20 protein-coding genes and 1 pseudogene are annotated in these 22015 nt (G+C 38.5%); 7 read left to right on the forward strand and 14 right to left on the reverse strand.

The window, feature by feature from the left end:
* Positions 1 to 132 precede the first annotated feature (132 nt).
* On the forward strand, positions 133 to 1176 hold the full coding sequence (locus PCIT_RS20930) for an acyltransferase family protein (RefSeq protein ID WP_010361967.1): 1044 nt from the start codon (positions 133 to 135) through the stop codon (positions 1174 to 1176).
* Positions 1177 to 1244: 68 nt separating this feature from the next.
* On the opposite strand, the gene PCIT_RS20935 is transcribed toward PCIT_RS20930, so the two are convergent.
* The gene (locus tag PCIT_RS20935; protein ID WP_010361968.1) at positions 1245 to 1763 is read right to left on the reverse strand and encodes a DUF4240 domain-containing protein; all 519 of its coding nucleotides are present in this window, start codon (positions 1761 to 1763) and stop codon (positions 1245 to 1247) included.
* 174 nt (positions 1764 to 1937) lie between these two features.
* Here PCIT_RS20935 and PCIT_RS20940 point away from each other — a divergent pair, with 174 nt between their 5' ends.
* Positions 1938 to 2459, forward strand: a complete 522-nt coding sequence (locus tag PCIT_RS20940; protein ID WP_021032221.1) for an RNA methyltransferase — start codon at positions 1938 to 1940, stop codon at positions 2457 to 2459.
* 72 nt (positions 2460 to 2531) lie between these two features.
* On the opposite strand, the gene PCIT_RS20945 is transcribed toward PCIT_RS20940, so the two are convergent.
* The 4 genes from PCIT_RS20945 to PCIT_RS20960 all read right to left on the reverse strand — a co-directional run bounded on the left by PCIT_RS20945 (position 2532) and on the right by PCIT_RS20960 (position 6100).
* A complete protein-coding gene (locus PCIT_RS20945; RefSeq protein ID WP_010361970.1) occupies positions 2532 to 3557 on the reverse strand; it encodes a tetratricopeptide repeat protein in 1026 nt (341 codons plus the stop codon).
* A gap of 93 nt (positions 3558 to 3650) precedes the next feature.
* Entirely contained in the window at positions 3651 to 4184 is a 534-nt protein-coding gene (locus PCIT_RS20950; protein ID WP_010361971.1) for a GGDEF domain-containing protein, read from the reverse strand.
* A gap of 70 nt (positions 4185 to 4254) precedes the next feature.
* Complete coding sequence (locus tag PCIT_RS20955) at positions 4255 to 4647, reverse strand: hypothetical protein (RefSeq protein ID WP_010361972.1); 393 nt, start codon at positions 4645 to 4647, stop codon at positions 4255 to 4257.
* Between the two features lie 22 nt (positions 4648 to 4669).
* Positions 4670 to 6100 carry a putative bifunctional diguanylate cyclase/phosphodiesterase gene (locus PCIT_RS20960; protein WP_162144406.1) on the reverse strand — a complete coding sequence of 477 codons (1431 nt, stop codon included), beginning with the start codon at positions 6098 to 6100 and terminating at the stop codon, positions 4670 to 4672.
* 781 nt (positions 6101 to 6881) lie between these two features.
* On the opposite strand from PCIT_RS20960, the gene PCIT_RS20965 reads away from it, so the two are divergent.
* The 4 genes from PCIT_RS20965 to PCIT_RS20980 all read left to right on the forward strand — a co-directional run bounded on the left by PCIT_RS20965 (position 6882) and on the right by PCIT_RS20980 (position 9861).
* Positions 6882 to 7142: a hypothetical protein gene (locus PCIT_RS20965; RefSeq protein ID WP_010361974.1), complete on the forward strand. Its 261-nt coding sequence runs from the start codon at positions 6882 to 6884 to the stop codon at positions 7140 to 7142.
* 60 nt (positions 7143 to 7202) lie between these two features.
* On the forward strand, positions 7203 to 8711 hold the full coding sequence (locus tag PCIT_RS20970; RefSeq protein ID WP_010361975.1) for a hypothetical protein: 1509 nt from the start codon (positions 7203 to 7205) through the stop codon (positions 8709 to 8711).
* Between the two features lie 253 nt (positions 8712 to 8964).
* Positions 8965 to 9390, forward strand: coding sequence for a VOC family protein (locus tag PCIT_RS20975; RefSeq protein ID WP_010361976.1), 426 nt, complete (start codon positions 8965 to 8967; stop codon positions 9388 to 9390).
* 174 nt (positions 9391 to 9564) lie between these two features.
* The gene (locus PCIT_RS20980; protein ID WP_084622633.1) at positions 9565 to 9861 is read left to right on the forward strand and encodes a YkgJ family cysteine cluster protein; all 297 of its coding nucleotides are present in this window, start codon (positions 9565 to 9567) and stop codon (positions 9859 to 9861) included.
* A 149-nt stretch (positions 9862 to 10010) separates the two neighbouring features.
* Here the strand turns inward: PCIT_RS20980 and PCIT_RS20985 are convergent, their stop codons facing one another.
* The 5 genes and pseudogenes from PCIT_RS20985 to PCIT_RS21000 all read right to left on the reverse strand — a co-directional run bounded on the left by PCIT_RS20985 (position 10011) and on the right by PCIT_RS21000 (position 15390).
* Positions 10011 to 11219: an IS256 family transposase gene (locus tag PCIT_RS20985; RefSeq protein ID WP_192992833.1), complete on the reverse strand. Its 1209-nt coding sequence runs from the start codon at positions 11217 to 11219 to the stop codon at positions 10011 to 10013.
* Between the two features lie 349 nt (positions 11220 to 11568).
* A complete protein-coding gene (locus tag PCIT_RS20990; protein ID WP_010368197.1) occupies positions 11569 to 12525 on the reverse strand; it encodes a hypothetical protein in 957 nt (318 codons plus the stop codon).
* 21 nt (positions 12526 to 12546) lie between these two features.
* Positions 12547 to 12681, reverse strand: coding sequence for a hypothetical protein (locus tag PCIT_RS23295; protein ID WP_273542025.1), 135 nt, complete (start codon positions 12679 to 12681; stop codon positions 12547 to 12549).
* Between the two features lie 476 nt (positions 12682 to 13157).
* Positions 13158 to 14066 (reverse strand): annotated as a pseudogene (locus PCIT_RS20995) (IS5 family transposase).
* Positions 14067 to 14481: 415 nt separating this feature from the next.
* Positions 14482 to 15390 (reverse strand): IS5 family transposase, encoded by a 909-nt coding sequence (locus PCIT_RS21000; RefSeq protein ID WP_192992834.1) that lies wholly within the window; start codon positions 15388 to 15390, stop codon positions 14482 to 14484.
* Between the two features lie 91 nt (positions 15391 to 15481).
* On the opposite strand from PCIT_RS21000, the gene PCIT_RS21005 reads away from it, so the two are divergent.
* Positions 15482 to 15997, forward strand: coding sequence for a hypothetical protein (locus PCIT_RS21005; protein WP_010365375.1), 516 nt, complete (start codon positions 15482 to 15484; stop codon positions 15995 to 15997).
* 723 nt (positions 15998 to 16720) lie between these two features.
* Here PCIT_RS21005 and PCIT_RS21010 read toward each other — a convergent pair.
* The 4 genes from PCIT_RS21010 to PCIT_RS21025 are packed head-to-tail and all read right to left on the reverse strand — an operon-like array spanning position 16721 to position 21989.
* Complete coding sequence (locus tag PCIT_RS21010) at positions 16721 to 18394, reverse strand: hypothetical protein (protein ID WP_010365374.1); 1674 nt, start codon at positions 18392 to 18394, stop codon at positions 16721 to 16723.
* Positions 18394 to 19422, reverse strand: coding sequence for a TniB family NTP-binding protein (locus tag PCIT_RS21015; RefSeq protein ID WP_010365372.1), 1029 nt, complete (start codon positions 19420 to 19422; stop codon positions 18394 to 18396). Before PCIT_RS21015 ends, PCIT_RS21010 begins: the two co-directional genes overlap by 1 nt.
* A complete protein-coding gene (locus PCIT_RS21020) occupies positions 19415 to 21364 on the reverse strand; it encodes a hypothetical protein (RefSeq protein WP_010365369.1) in 1950 nt (649 codons plus the stop codon). Before PCIT_RS21020 ends, PCIT_RS21015 begins: the two co-directional genes overlap by 8 nt.
* On the reverse strand, positions 21357 to 21989 hold the full coding sequence (locus tag PCIT_RS21025; RefSeq protein ID WP_008465531.1) for a hypothetical protein: 633 nt from the start codon (positions 21987 to 21989) through the stop codon (positions 21357 to 21359). Before PCIT_RS21025 ends, PCIT_RS21020 begins: the two co-directional genes overlap by 8 nt.
* Positions 21990 to 22015: the final 26 nt, after the last annotated feature.

The following is a 22015-nucleotide window of genomic DNA, read 5'->3' on the forward strand; positions in this document are numbered from 1 at the left end:
ATAGGGTAAAATATACCAGCCTTACACTTAAGCTGTTACCATAACGAGCCCCAAATTTATGTGCACTGCTATCTGGTATGGAGATAATTTCGGCATGAATTTGGAATGAATCAGATAAGAATGGGTTGTTTTATGGATATTCGTAAGCTTAATACGTTGCGGGCAATAGCCGCGAGTATTGTACTTATTACTCACTTTAGCGATGTAACCGGGTGGCTTGATGGCGCATTAGGGGGGCGAGCTGGACAATATGGCGTGATGTTGTTTTTTTTACTAAGTGGCTTCTTGATGTCTCACCTTTATTTTGACAAAAAGGCAAATAAAGAGAATATAAAACGTTATGTCATTTCACGAACGGCTAGGGTTGTGCCGCTCTATGTGTTAGTAGTTGCCTGCTCCTATTCGATGTATTATTTTGGACATACGGGACTATATGAAATAACAGAGGTGCAAAGTTTAATTGCACATTTATTGTTTATTTATGGTGAAAGTGTTTTATGGACCATCGCACCCGAAATACAGTTTTATGTTATTTTTATTGGACTATGGAAAATTGCGAGCTGGCGGTCTGGTTATATTTATGTGATTGTAACGGTAGTACTGATAGTGCTGTTTTTCTCTAACTTTCCGCGTATACATGGTGATTTTGACGGTATTCCCTACAACTTTTTCCATATTGTGAGAAGTTTGCCTTATTTTTTAGTGGGTGTTTTGATTGGGATGCATTATAAGTCGGCAAATGTGCCACCGTATTTGCGAAAAAACATATTCATTGCTCCACTTTTGCTTATCCCTTTAATGTACCCCCACTTTAGCCCTATTACTTCAGACGCAAAAATGCGAATGTGGTTAAGTTATGAAGTGTTATTAGTTATGGCGGCAGTGTTTATTAGCGTTATCTACTTAGTTCCTGATGATAATAGGCTATTGGCTAATCGTGTAGGTGATTTTCTAGGGAGGATTTCATACTCTTTATATCTACTGCATATGCCAATAATTCAGTTTATTAGTACATTTGACATGCCAATTGTACTTAAGTTGATTTTATTCTTGAGTTCAAGCGTCTGTGTTGCTTATTTATCTTTTAGATGGATTGAGAAGCCTACAGCTCGGCTTATTCGTTCCGTTTTCGACGATAAGCAAAGAATGCAAAAACTTAGAGTAAATTGCCAATAAAAGAGTAAGTCTCGAACGCTCTACAAGCTATGTGCATGCAGAGCGAGCGGCTTTAATCGAGTGACTAGTTATTTTTTCCAATGCTTATCAAAAAGGTTTGGATACTCTTTTTGTAGTAACTTAGGTTTGCTTTTAAACTTTTTACCTTGTGGCGCAAAGTTAACTACGTTGTGGTAAGGCAGCTCTTCGTTGGTTTTTTCTTCGTATAATAAGCCTGCCACTAAATCTAACTCATCGCAGTATGGATAGGGTAACGCATCTTTTAATGGCATTTTTGCTAATGAACTAAGTGAATCGGGGTTAGTGATAATACGCTCGACCACGTCTGGGCCTTGAGTTAGGAGCCAGTTGCAAAAGTCTAAAAAGTCATACTCTGTATTACAGCCACATGTTACATATGCTGCGCCCCAAATATCCCAGTGCCATAAGCGCCTGAGTTGTACGTTGTAGTGCGTATCAAACGCTTTAATATCGTCGTTAGAGAGGCTCTCTAATAGTGACTTTAGGTGGTTATTTTTATCTTCAATTTCAACATCAGTGGTAATGATTTGCCAAAATAAGTCTAAATTCATCTTTAATATGTACATTTTATATCTTTGATAAGAAGATCATAGCACAGACAGGGCCTTTATTGATAAGGCTATACTTATCGACCTATTGGGGAAATTAGTGTAAATTTGCGCATATTTTAATGTGGGTGAAATACTTGCATTAGGTTGAATGATAGAATTGGCCTAGAAACCAAAGCAATAGAGGCATATATGTTCGATAATGGGTTTGCATGTATAGGGTTAACTAACCCGAAAAGTCCAAGTAATGTTGGGGCGGTAATGAGAGCTGCGGGTTGCTACGGAGTTAACTCTGTCTTTTACACCGGAAAACGCTTTGATAATGCGCGTAAATTTGCTACTGACACTAAAAAGGTTTATCAGAATATTCCACTGATTGGTGCAGACACTTTAGAGTCTATGATCCCATTAGGGGCGACGCCCGTCGCAATTGAATTGATTGAGGGTGCAAAACCATTGACTGAATACGTTCACCCTAAAAGTGCATTCTATATGTTTGGTCCTGAAGATGGGTCGTTAACGAAAGAGTCGTTAAAAATGTGTCAGGACGTGATCTATGTGCCAACACAAGGTTGTATGAACTTAGCCGCAACCGTAAATGTAGTTTTGTATGACCGCTTGCTTAAATCTGGTGTGACGTTTAACAACGATGAAATCATCAGAGGAAGCCGAGATAATAACAATAATATTGTGTTATCGGAATTATTGACTTAATCAATCTGAGTAAAGTAAACAACTCATCAAACTAATCATGTAATCAAAAGTATGCCCTTAACGCTTAATTTATTAAGGTTTTGCGTTTTTCCAATTACAAAAGGGCATACTTTTAATGTTATTTAGGTTGATTGTTCGCGGTTTCGACTTTGTAGGAAGACTCACAGCAACATTGAGTTGGTCTGCTAGATACACTTTTACGAGCTGTTTAACGCGGCGACTTTCCAACTGATCAAACTCATTTTTTAACCGCTTATGAAGGCGATTATCAGTAACAATGCCCCCCTTAGCATTGTATGTTGTATGTATCCAAAACAATAATGCGCGTTTTGCGCTACTAGGAAATGCATTGGTTAAGGATGAGATAGGATCATATAATCGGTGGTAGTCAAAAGTTTTATTTTGTAATGAATAAAGGAAAAGTAAGTTTAATCCCGCGGTGATGTGCCCAGAACGGTTATCCTCATTTTGATGCCCAGTTAGGGCACTTTTAAAGTACTTTTCAGCTAAGTTGTATTGCTTTTTGTCTAATGCAATCGCCCCTAAATTGTTATCAATCGTGGCAAGCTTAATTCTATTATTATGCTTACTGGCTATAAGTGTTGCTTGAGCATAAAGAGATTGGGCATGTTTGTATTGTTTTAAATCGCGTGCCACAAGGGCTTTACTATTGAGTAATGCTAAGCGATGCCTTGGGTTCTTTGCAAAAGTGAGAGCACAATGTAGGCTGATATTTGCGTAATGTGGGTACCCTGAGCGTCTTAGCCATATTCCAATTGCGCTATAAATCGTAACGAGATTATCTTTAAAGTAACGGGAGTGTTTATAGATAAGTAATTGCTTAATTGAGTGTTCCATATTGCCTAATTGGTTTGTAGAAACAGATGCACGAAGGGCTAAAATATGCCATCTCATTATGATGTTATCAGTGTTTGATGATAAATCTGATATGTTGTTTAGTAACGTGAGTGAGCGAGATGGTTTAACAATTAGGTAATCTTCAGCTTCATCTAATATACGCTCAACGTCGTTAGCCTTTGCGTAGACACATAACGATGCAAACAAAGCTACGATACAAAAAAGATGTGAGATTTTCAAAAACGGACCGTTAAGGTATCAATTAACCTCATGTTACGCATGTTGCATACTCCTATCGAATCAATTGCTTTTATTTTATTAATGCATACATAATTATAGTTGAGTACGCGCTTTGCGGGCGAGTTTGTTTTGATAAAGTGCCGTATCGGCATTATGAATGAGCTCATTGAGGGTTTCATCTTCTTGCATTTCACACACACCAAAACTCATTCCAAGCTCAACAGATTTGTAATTTACTACCTGAGGAACCAATTTTTGTAACCGAGCGACAAAGGCATAAGCATCTGCAATGTTCAAACAAGGAAGTACAAGCATAAACTCGTCTCCTCCAAGCCTAAATAAAGAATCGTTTTTTCTAATAGAATCTTGGATTAAATTTACAAATTGGACAAGTAGCTCATCCCCTGAAGCATGCCCATAGGTATCGTTAATTGTTTTAAAGTTATCCAGGTCAATCATGACCACGCTACATTGTTGTTTGTAACGGATTACTCGCTCATGTTCTTTATTAAGTACTTCGAGCATTGTTCTCCTATTGAGTGCACCGGTTAACACATCGGTGGTTGCTAAACCTTCAGCGGTATTTATAGCATCGTTATAGATTTTAACGATGATGGTGGTCAGCATGAGTACAATGCATGGTTCGTAAAGCAATGTCAAATGTAAGCTGAACGGCCGTCGAGTAAGACAAGATAAACTAATAAAAAAGAGCTACTAAGCAGGCAATTTTAAACGGGAACAACAAATAAAGTGAGACGAGAAAAGCAGATGTCCAGATCCCTGCGGCTAATGGCGAACTAAATGAAAGATAAGTCAACATACCACCAACGATCACAGCAATAAAAATGCTGTTGAGTATCGTTAGAGGGGAAGTCATTAGCTTAACGGCATTAAGTGCCAATACTGTAATTATGAGTAATACTGAAATAGATAACCCCCATTGCGATGCAAAGGCATATTTAAATGGGAAGTAACTGATCAGCAGGGCTGTTGTGAAGAAAATGAATGCGGCATACTTAGGATACCTATTAATCAAAATAGGCTGTTCTTTACAACATAAGGATAGATCCGAAAAAAACTTTATATTCATTAATTACCTAGGTAACGTCTATTTACGTAGATTCATGATTAATTAGTGCTAGCATTTCGTGCCATGATATCGGTTTTGACAAATAATAGCCCTGATAAGAGTCACAATGGCGATGTTTTAAATAGTCTAACTGTTCTGAATTTTCTACACCTTCAGCAACAACGTTTAGGTTGTATAGGTGAGCCAAAGAAAGGATGACATCAACCATCTTACCTTGATCAATGTTTTTACCATCAATGTTAGAGGTGAATGAACGATCTATTTTTAACGTATCCACCGGGAAGTTCTGTAATTGACTAAAAGCGGTGTAACCTGTCCCAAAATCGTCGAGTGCCACTCGAAACCCATATGTTTTTGTTTGTTTTATGATATCAATCGATGTTTGGTCAAAATCAACAAGGGCTGTTTCGGTTAACTCAAACTCTATTTGATTAGGATCTATTTCCTCTTCAAGCGCCATGGTGTTAGCCATTTTAGGGAAGTGTTTATTCTTAAGTTGCTGTGATGAAATATTAATCGCTAATGAAAATGTGTCTAATTGGTTTAACGAGCTATGTTTGAGTGTTTTGAATGCTTTTCTTATCACCATTTCGTCTAGTTGATGTATTAACCCATGCTCTTCCGCTACGGGGATATAAACATCAGGAGTATAGGTTGATAACGCATCGTTATGAGTTCTGATCAGTGCTTCTGCGCCGGTTATCCGATGACCTGTAGGGCCGTAAACAGGCATAAATACCAAGTAGAACTCGTCATTGACGAGTGCACTTTTTAATAGCTCTACTATGTTGAGTTTTTCTTTTACTTTTTTTGCGAGTTTCGATGAGTAAAAGCGCATCTGATTTTTAGACACTTTTTTGGCTTCATACATCGCGATATGCGCCTCTTTAATAACTTGTTCATAACAGAATGGACGCGAGCGTGCGGTTAAACCAACACATGCATCAACGCTCAGGGAAATCCCGTTTACGCACTCTATTTTATTGACGCTTTTTAGCAGTTCAGTACTGATTGACTTAACCAGAGAGTAAGGCAAACTTCCATATACACCCACAACAAACTCATCCCCAGCGACCCGTGATATTACCGTGTCTCTATTTGTAATGTTCATGGCTGCTAGCTGTTGCTCTACCGTAACCGCAATTTTTCTTAATAAATTATCACCAAATTCGTGCCCATATTGATCATTAATGTGTTTAAAGTTGTCCACGCCTAGACATAAAAACAGTAGGTGACCGGTGGTATTGCTAACAGTGTGTTCTTTGTTTTTGAGCCATGAAATCAGTTTTCGTCTGTTATATAGGCCTGTTAAGTGGTCACTGCGGGCTATATGGCGTAGTTGTGTTTGGTGATGTTCAACCTTTTTAGTATATAAAAAGCTAATTACGACAGTAATGGCGATGGGTACTGTGGTTCTTATTATTGTTTCGTAATGCAGGTGATTCAACGACATGAATAATGCAAGGACACATAATGTAATACTCGAAAGTACCGCAGTCCGTGAGCTGTAATAATAAATATACCCAGCTACTAGGGGGAAGATATAAATGATGCCTGAGCGGCCCAACTCATAGCACGCGATGAGAACTGATAATGAAAGCAATGAAATTATAATGTTGTTATGGCTTATTTCTAATTGGTTCTTTTTATACTTAAAAAGAATATAGCATATCGCGAGTAAATTAATCGATGACATTATTGCAATTAAAGGGTTTCCTCTGACTGTATGAAAAGCAGCATAAAAAGCAAAGCAAACAGAGCCTATATAGTAGAAGTATTTGTTAAAAGGAACGTCCGCCTGCATAGAGTACCAACACCTGATTTAAACACTTAAACTTTAGTAAACTATTACGTAATAACAAGGAATTACGAGGTTTTTCATTGGAAGTCTCTGAATGCAGATAAAAAATTTCTTCAATAAACCTGATTGTAATACAATTTTTAGGCAAAACCTGCAGCGGTGCTAGCCCTAATATATAAGCATAACTGGTAGCTTTGGAGTAAAAGATATAAGAGCCAACTTGGTGTTAATTTGATTTGTTTATTGAAATAATTTAAGTCTTTTCACTACCTACCTTTTCTGACTTTTTACGTACACGGTAAATATGAAGGTTGTTAGTTTTAAAATACAAACTAAAGTATATTGTATTCAATTTCGAGTTGGTGGTGTTTGTCGCTAATGACAGCGCTATCTTAATTGGGTTCTTTAAAACAACAAACATGGTGAGAACTAAATGGATATCTTTAATAAGAAGCACTTTGCTGCCTATGCGTTATTGGGGCTCAGTACAAATGCATTGGCGATTAAAACAATTAGTCTAGAACAGTATCAGCAATTATTACCTCAGCGAGGCACTAACCCAGATTACATCATTTCATTAGCGGATAAGGTAACGGTCAATTATCATTGCGAGATTATTGAAACTGCTGATGGAGGGTATGACATCGATAGAGCAGGCTGCAATAAACCTGGACAGTTTTATAATATTGATTGAAAGAATGAATTCGGATCAGAAATCAATTTGTCTGTTAAAGGGAAGCCGTCATCGGCAACAATGATAGAGCATAAACTTTGGGCTATTGCATTTGCTCATGCGAGTGCGTCTAGTCGTGTACAAATGCAATATGGACTGAGAAAAGGGGAGAGCGGTACCTTTGATCTAACTAAACCTTTTGCAACTGGCGAGCGATTTGGTGATTATTTCGAAAGACAAATGAACCCCAGTTATTTTGTGTCTAAAGGTCTTCAAGAAAGCTCACTAGGCAAAGACTTACCTGCTGGGGTTGATGAAGATGATGGCGTTTTACAAATCGAGTACCCAGGAAGTGCATGGGCAGAGCTTCAGGGGGTTGTGGGCGGTGGATTTCCATTACCTTATAAAGACTTAGAGCCGCAGACGGTGTTAAGTTCGCATTCTGGGCCTGCACGTAATATCTTGGGTTCATCTATTAGCAGCGGGTTTTATAACGGTTCTGCTTTAGCGATAGTCAGTGGCTCATTACCATGGAGTCAAGGCTCCGACTCTTCACAAGATTCAATGCACTTATTTATTCAACGCTCGAATGATGCTGATGCGTTATCCATGTTAATGTCATTTATGTACAACCGCGGACCTTATGCAGCGAAAGATCAAGTGTTACGAACACAAGCGATATTTGACCATTGTGTGGCAATAGAAGAAGATTTAGAAGACGATTGGACCTGCTTTCAAAAGCAGAATGATTTTGGCGCACGGTATATTAGACAGATCCCAGATGTAACAAATACATTGACGCTGGCTGCTAAACACGCTGCAACCAGCTATGATTCTGATCTTAGCTGGTCTGATATTAGCAATTATTTAGATGTTCTAGAAGCTTATGGGTTCTACTCACCGGCTGTTACTGAAAAAGCTAAATCTGCAGCGCAATTGACCTTCAATACACTCAGCAGCAGTGGCGTCATTTCATACCGTTCTGACTTTGGTAAAGTGCTAGAGCAAATCATTGTAAATTTACCTATCTATGAGCTAGGTGAAGGTGGACCTTATGATGAGCTCGGTAAAAAACAGGTTTATTTTTACAATGAGTATTCAGGAACTAGCCTAGTAGTAACTAGCAATGAAGCAGGTCAAGCCGATATAAATGAATTTGTGTTAGCTAAAAACAGGGTGGCTATTGATATAAATGGCGCTTTTATACAGTTAAAAACCAGCGATAATGTAGCTGATTGCACCCAACAGGCAAATACCGCATTACAACTATTAAAAGCAACAATAGATGACACTTATATCTCTCTAAGCGCGCAAATAACGTCTAAGATTAATGAATCTGGCGAATGTACATTTGAGAGTGGCCCACATACGCCACCGCTCCCTGTTAAAGATGGCTACTGGGACTCTAGTAAACTATATAACGACGCAGGCAATATTGTAATTGATGGCATTGATTGTTTTGAATACACAAATGCATGGTATGTGGTTGGTGGGTTGTCACCAAGTAAAGCTTACAGCTCAGATGAGTGGGGGGCTTGGAGGCAATCGTCAGCATTACCAAATAGCACATGTTTAAGCGATAAAGAATAAGTTAACACCCTATATTGTTTTTATTGTATAAAAGCGATTTGTGTCGACAAAGTTAAGTAGGAACCACTGTTGCAAAGCAGTGGTTTTTTCGTTCACGTGGTATACGCCCAAATATGGTCTAGTTACATCTAGTGAGTAACACAACGCGAGTTTATGACTGTTAAAACAAAAGCGGTATAGGTAAAGTGATCAGGTTCAGGCTAGCTGAAGTAAGCGGCTCGCTGACTATTTTTTGAATAAATAGGATTATTTAGTGAAACAAAATATTATGCATATCGCACTTGTTGTAGATGATTATGACGACGCCATTGATTTTTACGTCAATAAATTGCAATTCGAGTTAGTTGAAGATACCTATCAAGTCGAACAAAACAAACGCTGGGTGGTGGTTGCCCCACCAAATTCAACAGGCACAGCGCTGTTATTGGCTAAAGCATCAAAACCAAGGCAAAAAAGCTTTGTTGGCGATCAAGCTGGTGGCAGGGTGTTTCTATTCTTAAATACGGACGACTTTTGGCGAGACTATAATCGAATGGTGTCGATAGGTATTAAGTTTACCCGATCACCAGCTGTGCAGGATTATGGCACTGTAGCTGTATTTGAAGATTTATATGGTAATTTATGGGATTTACTACAGCTAAATGACGACCACCCTATGGTCAAAAGAGTAGGTCGATAATGGAGCAATAAGGCTCGCGTTATAACGGCGTTATTCTTAAGCTTACTTTTGGTTGACTCTAAGGCTAAAGCCATAGGCTCTATTTGCATAAAGCACAATAATTAAGCCTGTGTTAAATGTATTTAGCGCTTAAACTAACGTACAATAACCACTTCTAAGCCTATTCAGATAACCATGTCTATATCAATAAAAAATATCTCGGAACCAGAAGTCACGTGTGCAACTTGTAAAGCATGTTGTTGTCGTTTAGAAGTGATGGTGATCACTGATACTGGAGTACCATCGCAGCATTTAAGTGTAGACAAGTGGGGCGGAGAAACGATGAAACGCTTGGCTGATGGTTGGTGCTCTGCGCTCGATAGAGAGACGTTTATGTGTACAATCTACGATAATCGGCCTTGGATCTGTCGGGAGTTTGAAATGGGATCATATGAGTGCAAAGACGAACGAACAGAGTTTATGGGCCATTAAAGCCGATAAGCCACAATTGCTGCCATCAAATTTATAATTAATATCCAATGAGTTGGTTCTAAAAGGGGGTAGTTTGATAGAGCTTTATGTTATTAAGACCACCTTAAGCACTGCAGACCCTGTAAATAATTCTGTGTAACTGCTCTTAGTTACAAGTATTCAGTTAGTCGGTCTTCAAACATAATCATAAAACGGTTTAGAGCTTGCTTCCAGTTATGAATAGGCATTGTCCACCTCTTGGAAGCATCCATTATCGCTAAGTACACCACCTTGCTAGCGGATTCATCTGTCGGGAACAGTTTACGTTTCTTGGTCGCTTTTCTGATCACACTGTTCAGAGATTCAATAGCATTTGTCGTGTAGATAGCTTTACGAATATCTTGAGGGTAGCTAAATAGAGTATTGAGATTATCCCAATGAGCCGTCCAGGAGCGGCTGATTTGAGGGTACTTTTCATCCCATTTATCACCAAAGTGCTCTAACGCCAACAGGGCTTCATCTTCCGTTGTTGCTTGATAGATTTCTTTTAAGTCAGCGGTAATTGCCTTGTAGTCTTTCCATGGGACGTATTTCATTGAGTTTCGCACCATGTGTACGATACAGAGCTGAATTTGAGTTTTTGGATAAACAGCGTTGATGGCATCAGGAAAGCCCTTCAGGCCATCTACACACGCGATGAGGATATCATTCACGCCTCGATTTTGAAGTTCGGTGAGCACGCTAAGCCAGAACTTCGCTCCTTCGGTTTCGGACATCCACATCCCAAGAAGTTCTTTCTGACCTTCCATATTTACGCCAAGTGCGAGATAAATGGCTTTGTTGATAACCTGTTTATTCTGGCGTACTTTCACGACGATGCAATCGAGATAAACGATGGGATAGACCGTATCAAGCGGGCGAGATTGCCACTCAACCACTTGTTCTAAAACAGCATCTGTAACTTTAGATATTAGACTGGCGGAGATATCCGCATCGTACATTTCTTTGAATGTTGCGACGATTTCACGGGTGGTCATTCCTTTGGCATATAGGCTTAAGATCTTGTCGTCCATCGATTGAAATCGGGTTTGATGTTTACGAACAAGCTTGGGTTCAAAGGACGCGTCACGGTCACGAGGGACTTCTAACTGGATCTCACCATCGTCTGTAATTAGGCGTTTAGATGAGTAGCCATTTCGACTGTTACTATCGTTAGTTGGTGAGTTTTTTTCGTAACTGAGGTGCTCATTAAGTTCAGCATTTAAGGCTGTCTCAACCGTCACCTTGGTTAACATTTTCCTAAAGTCATCAAGATCAGAAGGAGTCTTAATCGACTTAGCTGCTTCGCGAGCGAAGGCTTCTAGAGCTTTCTTATCCATATTGCTTATCCTCAGCCATTACTGGCTTAATTATAAGCAGATACACAATTTAAATTACAGGCTCGCACTGCATCGCTGAGTTCTTCACTATAGCAGCCTTAGTTTTCAATTCTTAATACAGTGTTATACGCGATTGATTTTAAGTTTTGTAATTGAAAGCCAGGCGCCAACAATATTTACCACTCACCGTTGTTTAACTTAAATTCAACTTTGCGCAGCTCACCGCTTTACAGTTAAGCGGTGGCATCGAACCGAAAAATTAGGTTTAATTGCTTCCATCAGAATGCCAGTCGCCCATTGATTTTTTAGCTAGTGACGCCCCCAATTTTGTACTTCGTGAATTCTTGATTTACTCGGTGCGATGTAAGTTCCTATAAATAGCTAGCAGCTCGTTATTTTCTTGTAGTGTTCGTAAGTGAGTATCTAAAGCATTGATGAGTTTTGGTTTGAAATAGTAATCTACCTCTTTCTTGAGTAATTTTTGAAGTTCTGCATCTTGTTCGTTTACGATGTCAGTAATTAGCATTTTATACTGCTCAAGTGCGTGAACTTCATCGTAAAGATGAGGGTCAGTTTTAAAGAGTAGCTGATTTATTAATAAGCTGACAATTGCCTCAATGCATGATTGTAAATCACCATCATTGCTGAACTTTTCTAATATGGCTTCTTTATCCTGATAGCAATTCATCATTGCAAATTCTATTTGATACTTAAATGATTTTTTGAATGTTTCTGGGTACTTTTCAATAGGGGTGTCAGGGTGAACAGGCCGAGGAGCGCTTCCTAAGGTCCAATCAACTTGAAATCTGCTTAATTTATCTAAGGCATCTCTGTTCTCTTGTATAAGACACATAAAGTATACGAATGCATCATCAACCAGCTGAGTAGAGCAGTTCATTTTGAGGTTCTGTTCAAGAGTTTTCAATCGATGCCTGACAATATCGATGTGATGAGGGTATCTCGATATGGTGTTTTGTATTTTTAATTCTTTTTTTGTTTCTTCAAGTTCGGTTTTACTCGTATCCCATGTTTTGTAAAGTAATACCATTGTAACTAGCAATAAAAAGGGGCTGAATGCGTTGTTAAAGTATGTTGCAACATTTACCCAATCAGTTAAATTGGGGTTACGTAGGTCTATTCCAAATACTCTCAAATAAAAAAATGAAATATAAATGAAGACAATAATTGGAAAGTAACTCACGATTTGTATAAAACGCTCACTTGTAATTTTTTTACCAATTGCCTTTGAGTAAAATACACAAATGAGAAACATGAATAAAAGTACAACCATTGCACCTGAAAACATAACTATCCTTATGATACTAACCTAAGCTGCATTCCTAATTGACTTGATAATAACACCATTTTCTTGAATATCATTTACAATCAATGCAGTAATTTGACGACCAATGTTTTCACCAGTGCGCGTGGCTGTTGCATCATCTTGAGCATCCTGAATCACAATTTGGTTTGTGCAGCTTCAAGCTTGAGTTCTTTACTAAATGTTCTGCGTTTTTTTGCCATCGGACACCTCTGATTGAGTGGTAATGATACCACCTAAAATAGTGTCCGGAATTATTGAACCACAACAACTCTAGACATTAAATAGGGCAAGCACAGTAATGTGCTCACCATTAGTGTTAGTACCAATATCGCTTCTGCGTTACTCATGCTGCTCTCGTATGAGGGGGCTGAACACTTTCAGGCTTAAAAAACCAGTAGTGGTGTTTAGTGCCTGTTCTAACTCTTAAGGAGATAATAGCGCTATTTCAGCTTTACGTTTTCTAAGTGTTCAACAACTGGGGTAACAATATAATTCACGTCGTTCATAGGGTTTCTCTATTTAAATGGAGTGGCTAATAAATTAGAAACCGAGCTTACGCGCGCGTGAAGGGGCCTTGTTGATCAAATAGCTAACTACCAATCAATTTCTCAGCTTTAACTCTGTTGCTGATATTTGGGCATACCTAGCCCAGTCATTTTATTTATTGCCTTCACTTTAATCATCGTTTCAGTATGCTGACTATTAAATTGACGACTTTTTAGCTTATCACCCATTAATTGTTTAAAACGATACATCGCCGTCTCGGCAAGTGAACGAAGGTGGTACCCTGAATTCACTTTCCACTGCGTTAACCCTATTTGGTGCATCATAAATACGGCATTATTTCTGGGGTGTCCTTTTTCCCAGTATTGGGCATTGTCTCTTGGCGGTACCCGCATAATCGCTTTTTTTGCTGCGACCTCCTCATAGCAACTGCGTGTGTCATATGCTCCATCACCTGTGACTCTGTCTATATTCCTACGCAGTGGCCTGATTAAATCGGCAAGGGCTTCTCCATCTGACACATTGACCATCGACAGCTCAGCACCCACAATATCGTGACTTGTCGCATCTACGGCCAAGTGCAGTTTTCGCCAAGTTCGACGCTTAGTCGCTCGATGTTTTCTCGTATGCCATTCACCATTTCCGTACACTTTAAGGCCTGTGCTATCGACTACGATATCTATAAAGCCTTTGCCAGCGCTCTTTCTATATTGCACATCAAGTGTTTTACTGCGTTTGCATAAACAGCTATAACCCGGTGATTGCAATGAGGCATCCATCATAGTGAGCAAGGAATTTACAAACCCCTATAAAGCTCTTAACGGCAAGTGAAATACAGCTCTTAAGGTTAAACAGGTTTCAATTGCTAAATCAGAATAGTAATTTGAACGACCACGGCCACCGTGTTTTTCGGTATTTTGCCACTTAGAGATGGCACTCTCACTTAGCCAAATATTGATGTTACCGCGTTGAACTAAAGCACGATTGTACTGTGACCAATTCCTAATTTTCTTCTTCATTTCAAGGCATGGGTTAAGGCATTTTATGATCTGATCACACCAAACCAAAGAAGTTCAATTATTTAGGAAACAAGGCCCCACAATAGTAAAATTTAGGAAACAAGGCCGCGTGAAGGGCTAATGTATGTAGAAATTACTTTACATACATTAGTAAAGTTAGGTCTAATAAGACGGTTAAAAACTCTAAGCAATGCAAGGATAGCTTGGAAGTAATAAACACGCCGATTAAATTGGCTTGATGTCGCATATATACTAAATAGTTATGCGATAATCGAAAAATTCAAACATGGAGATAGGAGCGAGTATGAAGAATAATATTTTAACAGTTGTATTAATGGGTTCACTAATGGGTTGTGTTGCAAATGATTATGGGCCTTGTTGATCAAATAGCTAACTACCAATCAATTTCTCAGTTTTAACTTTGTTGCTGATATTTGGGCATACCTAGCCCATTCATTTTATTTATTGCCTTCACTTTAATCATCGTTTCAGTATGCTGACTATTGAATTGACGACTTTTCAGCTTATCACCCATTAATTGTTTAAAACGATACATCGCCGTCTCGGCAAGTGAACGAAGATGGTACCCTGAATTCATTTTCCACTGCGTTAACCCTATTTGGTGCATCATAAATATGGCATTGTTTCTGGGGTGTCCTTCTTCCCAGTATTGGGCATTCTCTCTTGGCGGTACCCGCATAATCGCACCTTTTGCTGCGACCTCCTCATAGCAACTGCGTGTGTCATATGCTCCATCACCTGTGACTCTGTCTATATTCCTACGCAGTGGCCTGATTAAATCGGCAAGGGCTTCACCATCTGACACATTTACCATCGACAGCTCAGCACCCACAATATCGTGACTTGTCGCATCAACGGCCAAGTGCAATTTTCGCCAAGTTCGGCGCTTAGTCGCACGATGTTTTCTTGTATGCCATTCACCATTTCCATACACTTTAAGGCCCGTGCTATCGACCACAATATCTATAAAGCCTTTGCCTGCGCTTTTTCTATATTGCACATCAAGTGTTTTACTGCGTTTGCATAAACAGCTATAACCCGGTGATTGCAGCGAGGTATCCATCGTAGTAAGTAAGGAATTTACAAACCCTTCTAAGGCCCTGAGTGGCAAATGGAATACGGCCCTTAAGGTTAAACACGTTTCAATTGCTAAATCAGAATAGTAATTTGAACGACCACGGCCACCGTGCTTTTCAGTATTCTGCCACTTTGAGATGGCACTATCACTTAGCCAAATGTTGATGTTACCGCGTTGAACTAAAGCACGATTGTACTGTGACCAATTCCTAATTTTCTTCTTCATTTCAAGGCATGGGTTAAGGCATTTTATGATCTGATCACACCAAACCAAAGAAGTTCAATTATTTAGGAAACAAGGCCATGATTATGCAAAAATGAGCCAGGGTAGTGGGATCCCTGAAGCTGCTTTAACCCAAAACTGTAAGCCAATATCATGCTCTTACGATAAATTAAAAGATCGCGTACAAGCATCTGCGAATGATATGAATGTCCTTTTAGCTATGGGGGGCAGTGAAACTAGAACAATTCAATATACTTGGGTAAGTGTAAATAACCAAATATCAATCGATCTTTATTTCAAGGCTTTATATGGTAGCTGGTCTTTTGTTGATTCGGCTGAAATCTATATTGGTAAAGAAATGGTAGCTAAAGTTTCTGGGCAAGTAGATAGGGTGGTTGGTAGCTATAATGATATAGCTAAAGAACATCAAAAAGTCGAAGTTATATCAGGTGTAATAGGTATTGAAGCAGCTAAAAAGATAGCTCAGGCCAACTACGAATCCGTTACAATCAGATTCTATGGTAAAAATGGTTACACTGATAAAGAATTACCTAGAAAGCATGAGTTAATAAATGTCGTTAAATTAGCAGAATCAACACAACGCCTATGAGCCTGATCATAGTCAATAGATAATACTACTTTAGATCAATTAAGCATAGAGTGACTCACCTATGCTTAAATTCACACACTCACTTTCTCGATCTTAGAACTCTTATCTGGGACTACTTTCAAGTTAAATGACAAGCTGACGCTTGTTTTTCATGCACGGTAAAATTAGCTTTTAAATATAGGGTTGGTAAGTAAAGAGCTACTGAAACAGCCAATGTGAGTACGAAGTAATAAAATAGATTGCTCTGGTACCACATACCTTTTATGTTCAATTCAAATGAAGCGGGAGTGGACCAAGTGCTCCCAAGTTCACGAACTCTGACACTTAATGTGTATTGATCTGGCTTAGTGATGAGTAGGTCAACATATCCTTGGGTTGCATCTCGCCATCCGTTACCTAAATTGTATTGAAATTCTACTTACATCTAGAAATGAACGACTGACAAAAGACTCATAACTTGAGATCAGACAGCCTTGAGATTAAAGAGCTGGGACAGTTAAGGCGAGATCCTAAAATCCCATTTGGGACTCTTAAGCTGAATCTCTTGGGGTCTTGCGACTCATAAAGTGAGATTTATTTCTCAACCCACTGTTTTTATTTAATTTATCTAATAATAATCTACGGCAAGAATATTAGAATTGCAACATAAAAAGGAATAAATTGTGATACTGGTTTGGAGTCGGGGCGATTATTATTATTTTTAGCCCACTTAAATAGAGAGTTTTAGGCTGGCTGGATTTGTTGAAATGGCCAGTTGTTCAACCTTTTAGTTTTAAAGGTTCTAATTGGCTGGATACTTTTCCCTTCCTTTATATAGGTAATCGCTTGAGTCTTACATTGATAGAAAGAATCACCAACAATTGGATCAATATTACTTTTTGACATTTCGGCTTTAAGGTTACCAAAGTCAATATTTCTAACTAAGCAGTATCGCTTTAGATTGAATACCTTGTTTTCAATATTTTCTATATCGCGGATTCTAAAATAAGTTGCTCCTTGTTGCCAAGGTAGGGAATAGGCCAACTCTTGCTGCCAAAGTGCCTTGAGGTCTTTTTGAGTAAAACCAAACAAAGTGACAGCTTCTGCTTCAGTTACCTTTTCGTCAAGTCTTCCTTCATATATAGAAAGGATTGTTTTTAAAAACTGTCTTGTATCGTTAACTTTGAGCCTTTTGAAAAAACCATCTGTAGATTTCGACTGAGTAAATATTTTAGGTGTATTGCGTACCATCTCGAATACGTCTGCCAAATCACAGTAAAACAACTTCAAAAAATCGTTACTTAAGAGGTTATTAGCAAAGGTTTCATTTTCTTGAAAATCAACCTTTAAAACAATTGCGTTTAACTCTCTTATGTCAACTTGAGCTGTTACACCTGTTTTTGCTGAACGTAGAGTTTTCAGAAACCCATTTTTAATAATCAAATTAGCCTCATTTACGTTACAAGACAAAACATCAGCTAACGTATCAACAGGGGTTTTGCTTTGTGCAAGTTCATCTTGTTCAGTCTCGTTTAATCCCTTAGTTTTCCAACTAGGCTTTATGCCGAAGTCCTTAGGGCTGATAGAAGATAATTCCTCTGCTACAGAAATGCATTCGTTTATGTTAGTTTCCGCCAGCACTTGTTTAAAGATGGGCCATTCCATCTTTGCATTTCTGATCATAAACCTTGGTCCTGCATAGATTGAACGATAATCAGTAAATCGGGTATTTGCTCGTATATTTGCTAGCCAGTTCTCAATTTTTCTAGCATTAGTGAGTAAAGATAAAGCTACCTCCAAAATATGCTCCCACTTCTTTAGGCTATTTCGGTTAACGCGTTCTGGGACGATATCAAAGGGTCTTAGAACGAAACCAACAGCAAGTGAAAGGTCATCTAAAAGGAGTGGAATCATCTCTTTATCGAGATTTTCCATAAACGTTATGTACGCTGGAGTTTCAGAATATTGCGTTTGAAGTTTATTGCCGCAATGACTGCACAATCCCTTCAGTAGCTCATTGTCCCATTGAAGCTCTTCACTGCAATGGTTGCAGGTTTGCACTGTTTTACACTGGTGGACATCACAATATGTAGTTGTTAGATAACGAGTGTCAAAATCTACATGTCCTTCATCAAGGCAGGTCGGGCAAATGTTCACACCTTTATAAATTAAGGATGTTAAGTAACGACTTTTATCATACTCAAAACCTTGTAATTCTTTTAAATCGCTTTCAATACCAGTAGTTGCCTTAATAATTTGGTTATAACTTTCAAGGTTGCCATCCAATTTAGAAGGAAATCTAAATCCATGCGCATTTATCATATCCTTTAAATCAGCGTATCCATGCATACTAGCCACCTTAAGAAGATAATATGCAGGGTGTATTGTCAGACTAAAATCTATTCTAAGTGGCAGCATTACGCAGTCTCCTTCATTTTAGATTTAGCTTTGTTTAAGGCATTTAGACGAGCGCGTTTAGAAAACTTATTAATCGTGGTAATTCGTTTATTTAAATCAACTTCACTACATGTAAATGGGTTTATGCCGCTTTTATCCCATCCCCCAGTAGCTATCGCATCATGGGCTTTACCAAGCACTGAAAAATCAATTTGTTGCCCCTCATCGGCTAGTTCAATGGCCCATTGTAAAACTAACGCCATTCTGCCAATAACACCTTCGCTAGTTGCCCACATCGCGGCTTGAAATTTTGCTGAGGTCATTTTGATGATCGATATACCATATTGGCGGTGTAACTTATCGAATATCATTGTGTAACCTTGCATTACAGCAGCCATTGTATCTTTATCGGACAATTCAATTGTGTTGAATTCAATCGGGGGCAATGTTCTGTTAAATAGTTGTTCTTCTTCTAGCTGTATTTCTGAAGCTCTGGAAAAGTTGTTTTCAATTAATTTTGATATAGAAGAGATCCCACATAACAAAATTGGAACATGGCTCTCATCCACGATATTTTTGATGGTATCTGCCAATTTTTGAGTAGTTTTCGAGTTTGTTTTATTTGGCAGTGCATGTTGAGTTTCGTCAATAATAAGTAATTCAATACCAATATTTTTCAATACTTCAATAACTTGATTCTCAAGCTGCGACTGTTTCGTTCCTGCTTTTGGTTTTATTCCAAGTTGCAGTAAAATTGCTTCACAAAAATCTTTTGGCGTGACACCAGAGGATAGTCGTACAAGAACAATATCTCTTATTCCGCTATGCTGATCAATTATGTCTGCGTGCTTTTTAATGAAATTTTTAAGAAAGTTTGATTTGCCAGTATGAGAACTACCGTACAAAGCTCGAACTTTAGCTTCATCATTACTGATCTTAATGAGGTCGATAACTTTTTGTTCCGCGTTTTTATGCAAAATCATATCAAATCGCATTTTTTTGAATTCTAAAGCCGCTTCTTTTAACTTAAATTTTTGTTTTTTAATCATCTACAGATACTCCTAGGTTTTTGTTTTCAGCATCGTTAAAATGCTCGTTAGTATGTTCATCACTCGACTTTAGTTCTTCATCATCTAGCTGCTCTTCGGCTTTAAAATCAACGCCAGCAGAGTTAATGATTTCATCAATTTCAGTGTTAACTTCGTCTTCTGACAAATCAGAATCTTGGCTATGAGTGATATCAATGATATCGCCATGCTTTGGCGTACTTCGATACCCAGATAAGTTATGGTCTTCAAGAAATGTTGTAGCCCCGTCTAGCACTTCGCAACGGCCTTCAATAATGCTCAATTCATTAAATGACTTACCAAAAGCAGATCGATTTGTATTGGGAATACTAAGTAAAACGATTTCATCAGGATTTGGACTAACCACGCTTGGTACTACAACGCTTACAGATGAAGCATCATTTAAATCGACCAGTAATGTTAGTGGCATGTAGTCTTTTCTAGTTGCAACGCAATACGCTTCATACATCGCTTTCAACTCTGGTGAATTGAAATACTGATAATCATAGGTAGTGCCGTATTTGATGTGGTAAGTAACATCCACTTCCAACCCCTTATATTTGCGTAGCTCAGGAATGTCAGAAGGCTCTAATACAGGGTAAACTTCGGTTCCTTTTATCCATGCTTGGTTAGGCGTTATTCCGTGCAACCTTTTTAATTGCGAGTTATGGTAATCACGAACATAGTTGGTAAATTTTTGATGGAATTGTTCAAACGTGTATTTTGCGTCTTTCTTGATATTTGCTTCGGAATATCGGCTTGGATCGAAAGGGCCACAATATCCTTCTAATCCTTGGAAAAATTCTAACCTCAAGCGATTCACAAAATTCTCGACAAACCCTTTTGAGCATGGCTTTCTTACTTCGGTTGTTTCAAATACTCCTTGAATCTTTTGTAATAAACTTTTGGTCATTGCTGAGCGGTAGGCTGTACCAGCATCCATGACCGCTAAACGCATACACCCGTGTTGAATATAAGTAGGGTCTGGTTTTCTATTAATAGCATGATGAATTGAGGCAACAACGTAGCTAGAGGCTTCTTTATTCTTGCCTACTTGAATGGCATAACCTAATAAACTGGCCGTACCAACATCAAATACAAGCGCCATCGAAACAGTTCCTCGATAGTACTTTTTACCGTTAACAAACTTAACAATGCCAACGTTAAAGTGAGCCATATCGAGTTCTACGCGATCTAGTGGAATCGTGATGTCGTACTTCTCTAATTTTTGTTTATATTTGTTTTTTGCGTATGATTCGCCATAGCGAAGGCGATCATACTCATAGGGACCTAATGACCGTGCTCTGCGCATAAGAGTTTTAGCGCATGGAGCATTACCCTCATAGCCCAGTTCTTCATAGTTCATAGCTAATAAACGTTGTGTAGCTGCAACTGACTTACCATTTTCTTTTAAGTGGTGTTTGTATAAATATTCCCACACCAAATCATCCACATCTTGCGTCAATCCAGCGTCACGATTTCGTTTGTTATTTAAAACCTGTGGAGCTGCGCTATAACCATCCCTTTTAAATTTTTTAAAATCCTTACACAAGGTTGAACGGGCGTAACCTATGGTATCGTTAGCTTCTCGTTGGATATCTTCAACTAATCTTTCTACATCTTTGGTCGGATATTTCTTAGCCAACATGGCATAGAAATACTTTTCTCTACGATTGATTTCTAGCAGTTGTTCACTAGTTGCTCCTTGCATAGACGGAGCCTTAGCAAGCTCCTGAATAATTGTGATTTTCCCTTTCTTGATCTCTTCCAATAAATCTACAAAAGGTCGCATGAACATGTGATGACCTTCGCGCTCAATGAATAATTCTTGAGTAGCTTCATTTACAGCTCTGACAACAGCTTTTTTTCCCATGTATTCCAATTTTTTATCTTGAAGAGAACTAAGTGTGATACCTCTAGCCATACTTCACCTCCAATGGCAGATCCAAAGAAAATGGTTTTTCGAAGTCAATATGAACTTTTTTTTGAGCGATTAGTGCCGGAGCGAAAGCTGGTGATGCATTAAAACGTGAACACATCTCATACAAGTCACCAACGCATTTAACATCTGTTAAATGTGTAAAAGCTAAATCTAAATCATAGCGTGAAAAGTCATAAGCTCTGTATTGGTAGAAACGCGCAAGGTTCTCAGCTTTGATAGGTTTATAAAAATCATCTTCAGTATGAACTGAAAGAGGACGGTTATACAGATCTAGAAATTGTTCACTCAATAGTTGGTGTTTGGTATAGACCGATTCGTTATTGGCAAAGATATTGGGTTTTAACTCAATGAATTCGATCACGTCACCTTCAGGCGTTCTTCGTTTTCTAACAACATCCGGGGTATAGCGAGTATTTTTTCCTTTGATATTAAAAACAAAGCTTTGAGCCTGACCAGCCCATGCAAACACATCATCATCAAACTCTTGTTGCAGCATGAAACTAGTCTCGAAGCTGCTTTCAGGTCTGAACGTTTTTCTCATTTGGATAGAGTTAAAGTAAGTCGCTTTTTTCTTTCCGTAAAATCGAATTTGTTTTGGAAACACCATGTTGCACCTCCTTAATTATATGCTAC

The sequence above is a fragment of the Pseudoalteromonas citrea genome (genome assembly GCF_000238375.3).
Taxonomy (GTDB): Bacteria; Pseudomonadota; Gammaproteobacteria; order Enterobacterales; family Alteromonadaceae; genus Pseudoalteromonas; species Pseudoalteromonas citrea.

Coding starts and splice junctions, on each gene's coding strand:
- PCIT_RS21020 (WP_010365369.1), bottom strand. CDS start 21,364: ATGGCTAGAGGTATCACACTTAGTTCTCTTCAAGATAAAAAATTGGAA.
- PCIT_RS20930 (WP_010361967.1), top strand. CDS start 133: ATGGATATTCGTAAGCTTAATACGTTGCGGGCAATAGCCGCGAGTATT.
- PCIT_RS20970 (WP_010361975.1), top strand. CDS start 7,203: ATGATAGAGCATAAACTTTGGGCTATTGCATTTGCTCATGCGAGTGCG.
- PCIT_RS20990 (WP_010368197.1), bottom strand. CDS start 12,525: ATGTTTTCAGGTGCAATGGTTGTACTTTTATTCATGTTTCTCATTTGT.
- PCIT_RS20955 (WP_010361972.1), bottom strand. CDS start 4,647: ATGAATATAAAGTTTTTTTCGGATCTATCCTTATGTTGTAAAGAACAG.
- PCIT_RS21010 (WP_010365374.1), bottom strand. CDS start 18,394: ATGCTGCCACTTAGAATAGATTTTAGTCTGACAATACACCCTGCATAT.
- PCIT_RS20980 (WP_084622633.1), top strand. CDS start 9,565: ATGTCTATATCAATAAAAAATATCTCGGAACCAGAAGTCACGTGTGCA.
- PCIT_RS20940 (WP_021032221.1), top strand. CDS start 1,938: ATGTTCGATAATGGGTTTGCATGTATAGGGTTAACTAACCCGAAAAGT.
- PCIT_RS21000 (WP_192992834.1), bottom strand. CDS start 15,390: ATGAAGAAGAAAATTAGGAATTGGTCACAGTACAATCGTGCTTTAGTT.
- PCIT_RS21025 (WP_008465531.1), bottom strand. CDS start 21,989: ATGGTGTTTCCAAAACAAATTCGATTTTACGGAAAGAAAAAAGCGACT.
- PCIT_RS20965 (WP_010361974.1), top strand. CDS start 6,882: ATGGATATCTTTAATAAGAAGCACTTTGCTGCCTATGCGTTATTGGGG.
- PCIT_RS20960 (WP_162144406.1), bottom strand. CDS start 6,100: ATGTCGTTGAATCACCTGCATTACGAAACAATAATAAGAACCACAGTA.
- PCIT_RS20985 (WP_192992833.1), bottom strand. CDS start 11,219: ATGGATAAGAAAGCTCTAGAAGCCTTCGCTCGCGAAGCAGCTAAGTCG.
- PCIT_RS21005 (WP_010365375.1), top strand. CDS start 15,482: ATGAGCCAGGGTAGTGGGATCCCTGAAGCTGCTTTAACCCAAAACTGT.
- PCIT_RS20950 (WP_010361971.1), bottom strand. CDS start 4,184: ATGCTGACCACCATCATCGTTAAAATCTATAACGATGCTATAAATACC.
- PCIT_RS20935 (WP_010361968.1), bottom strand. CDS start 1,763: ATGTACATATTAAAGATGAATTTAGACTTATTTTGGCAAATCATTACC.
- PCIT_RS21015 (WP_010365372.1), bottom strand. CDS start 19,422: ATGATTAAAAAACAAAAATTTAAGTTAAAAGAAGCGGCTTTAGAATTC.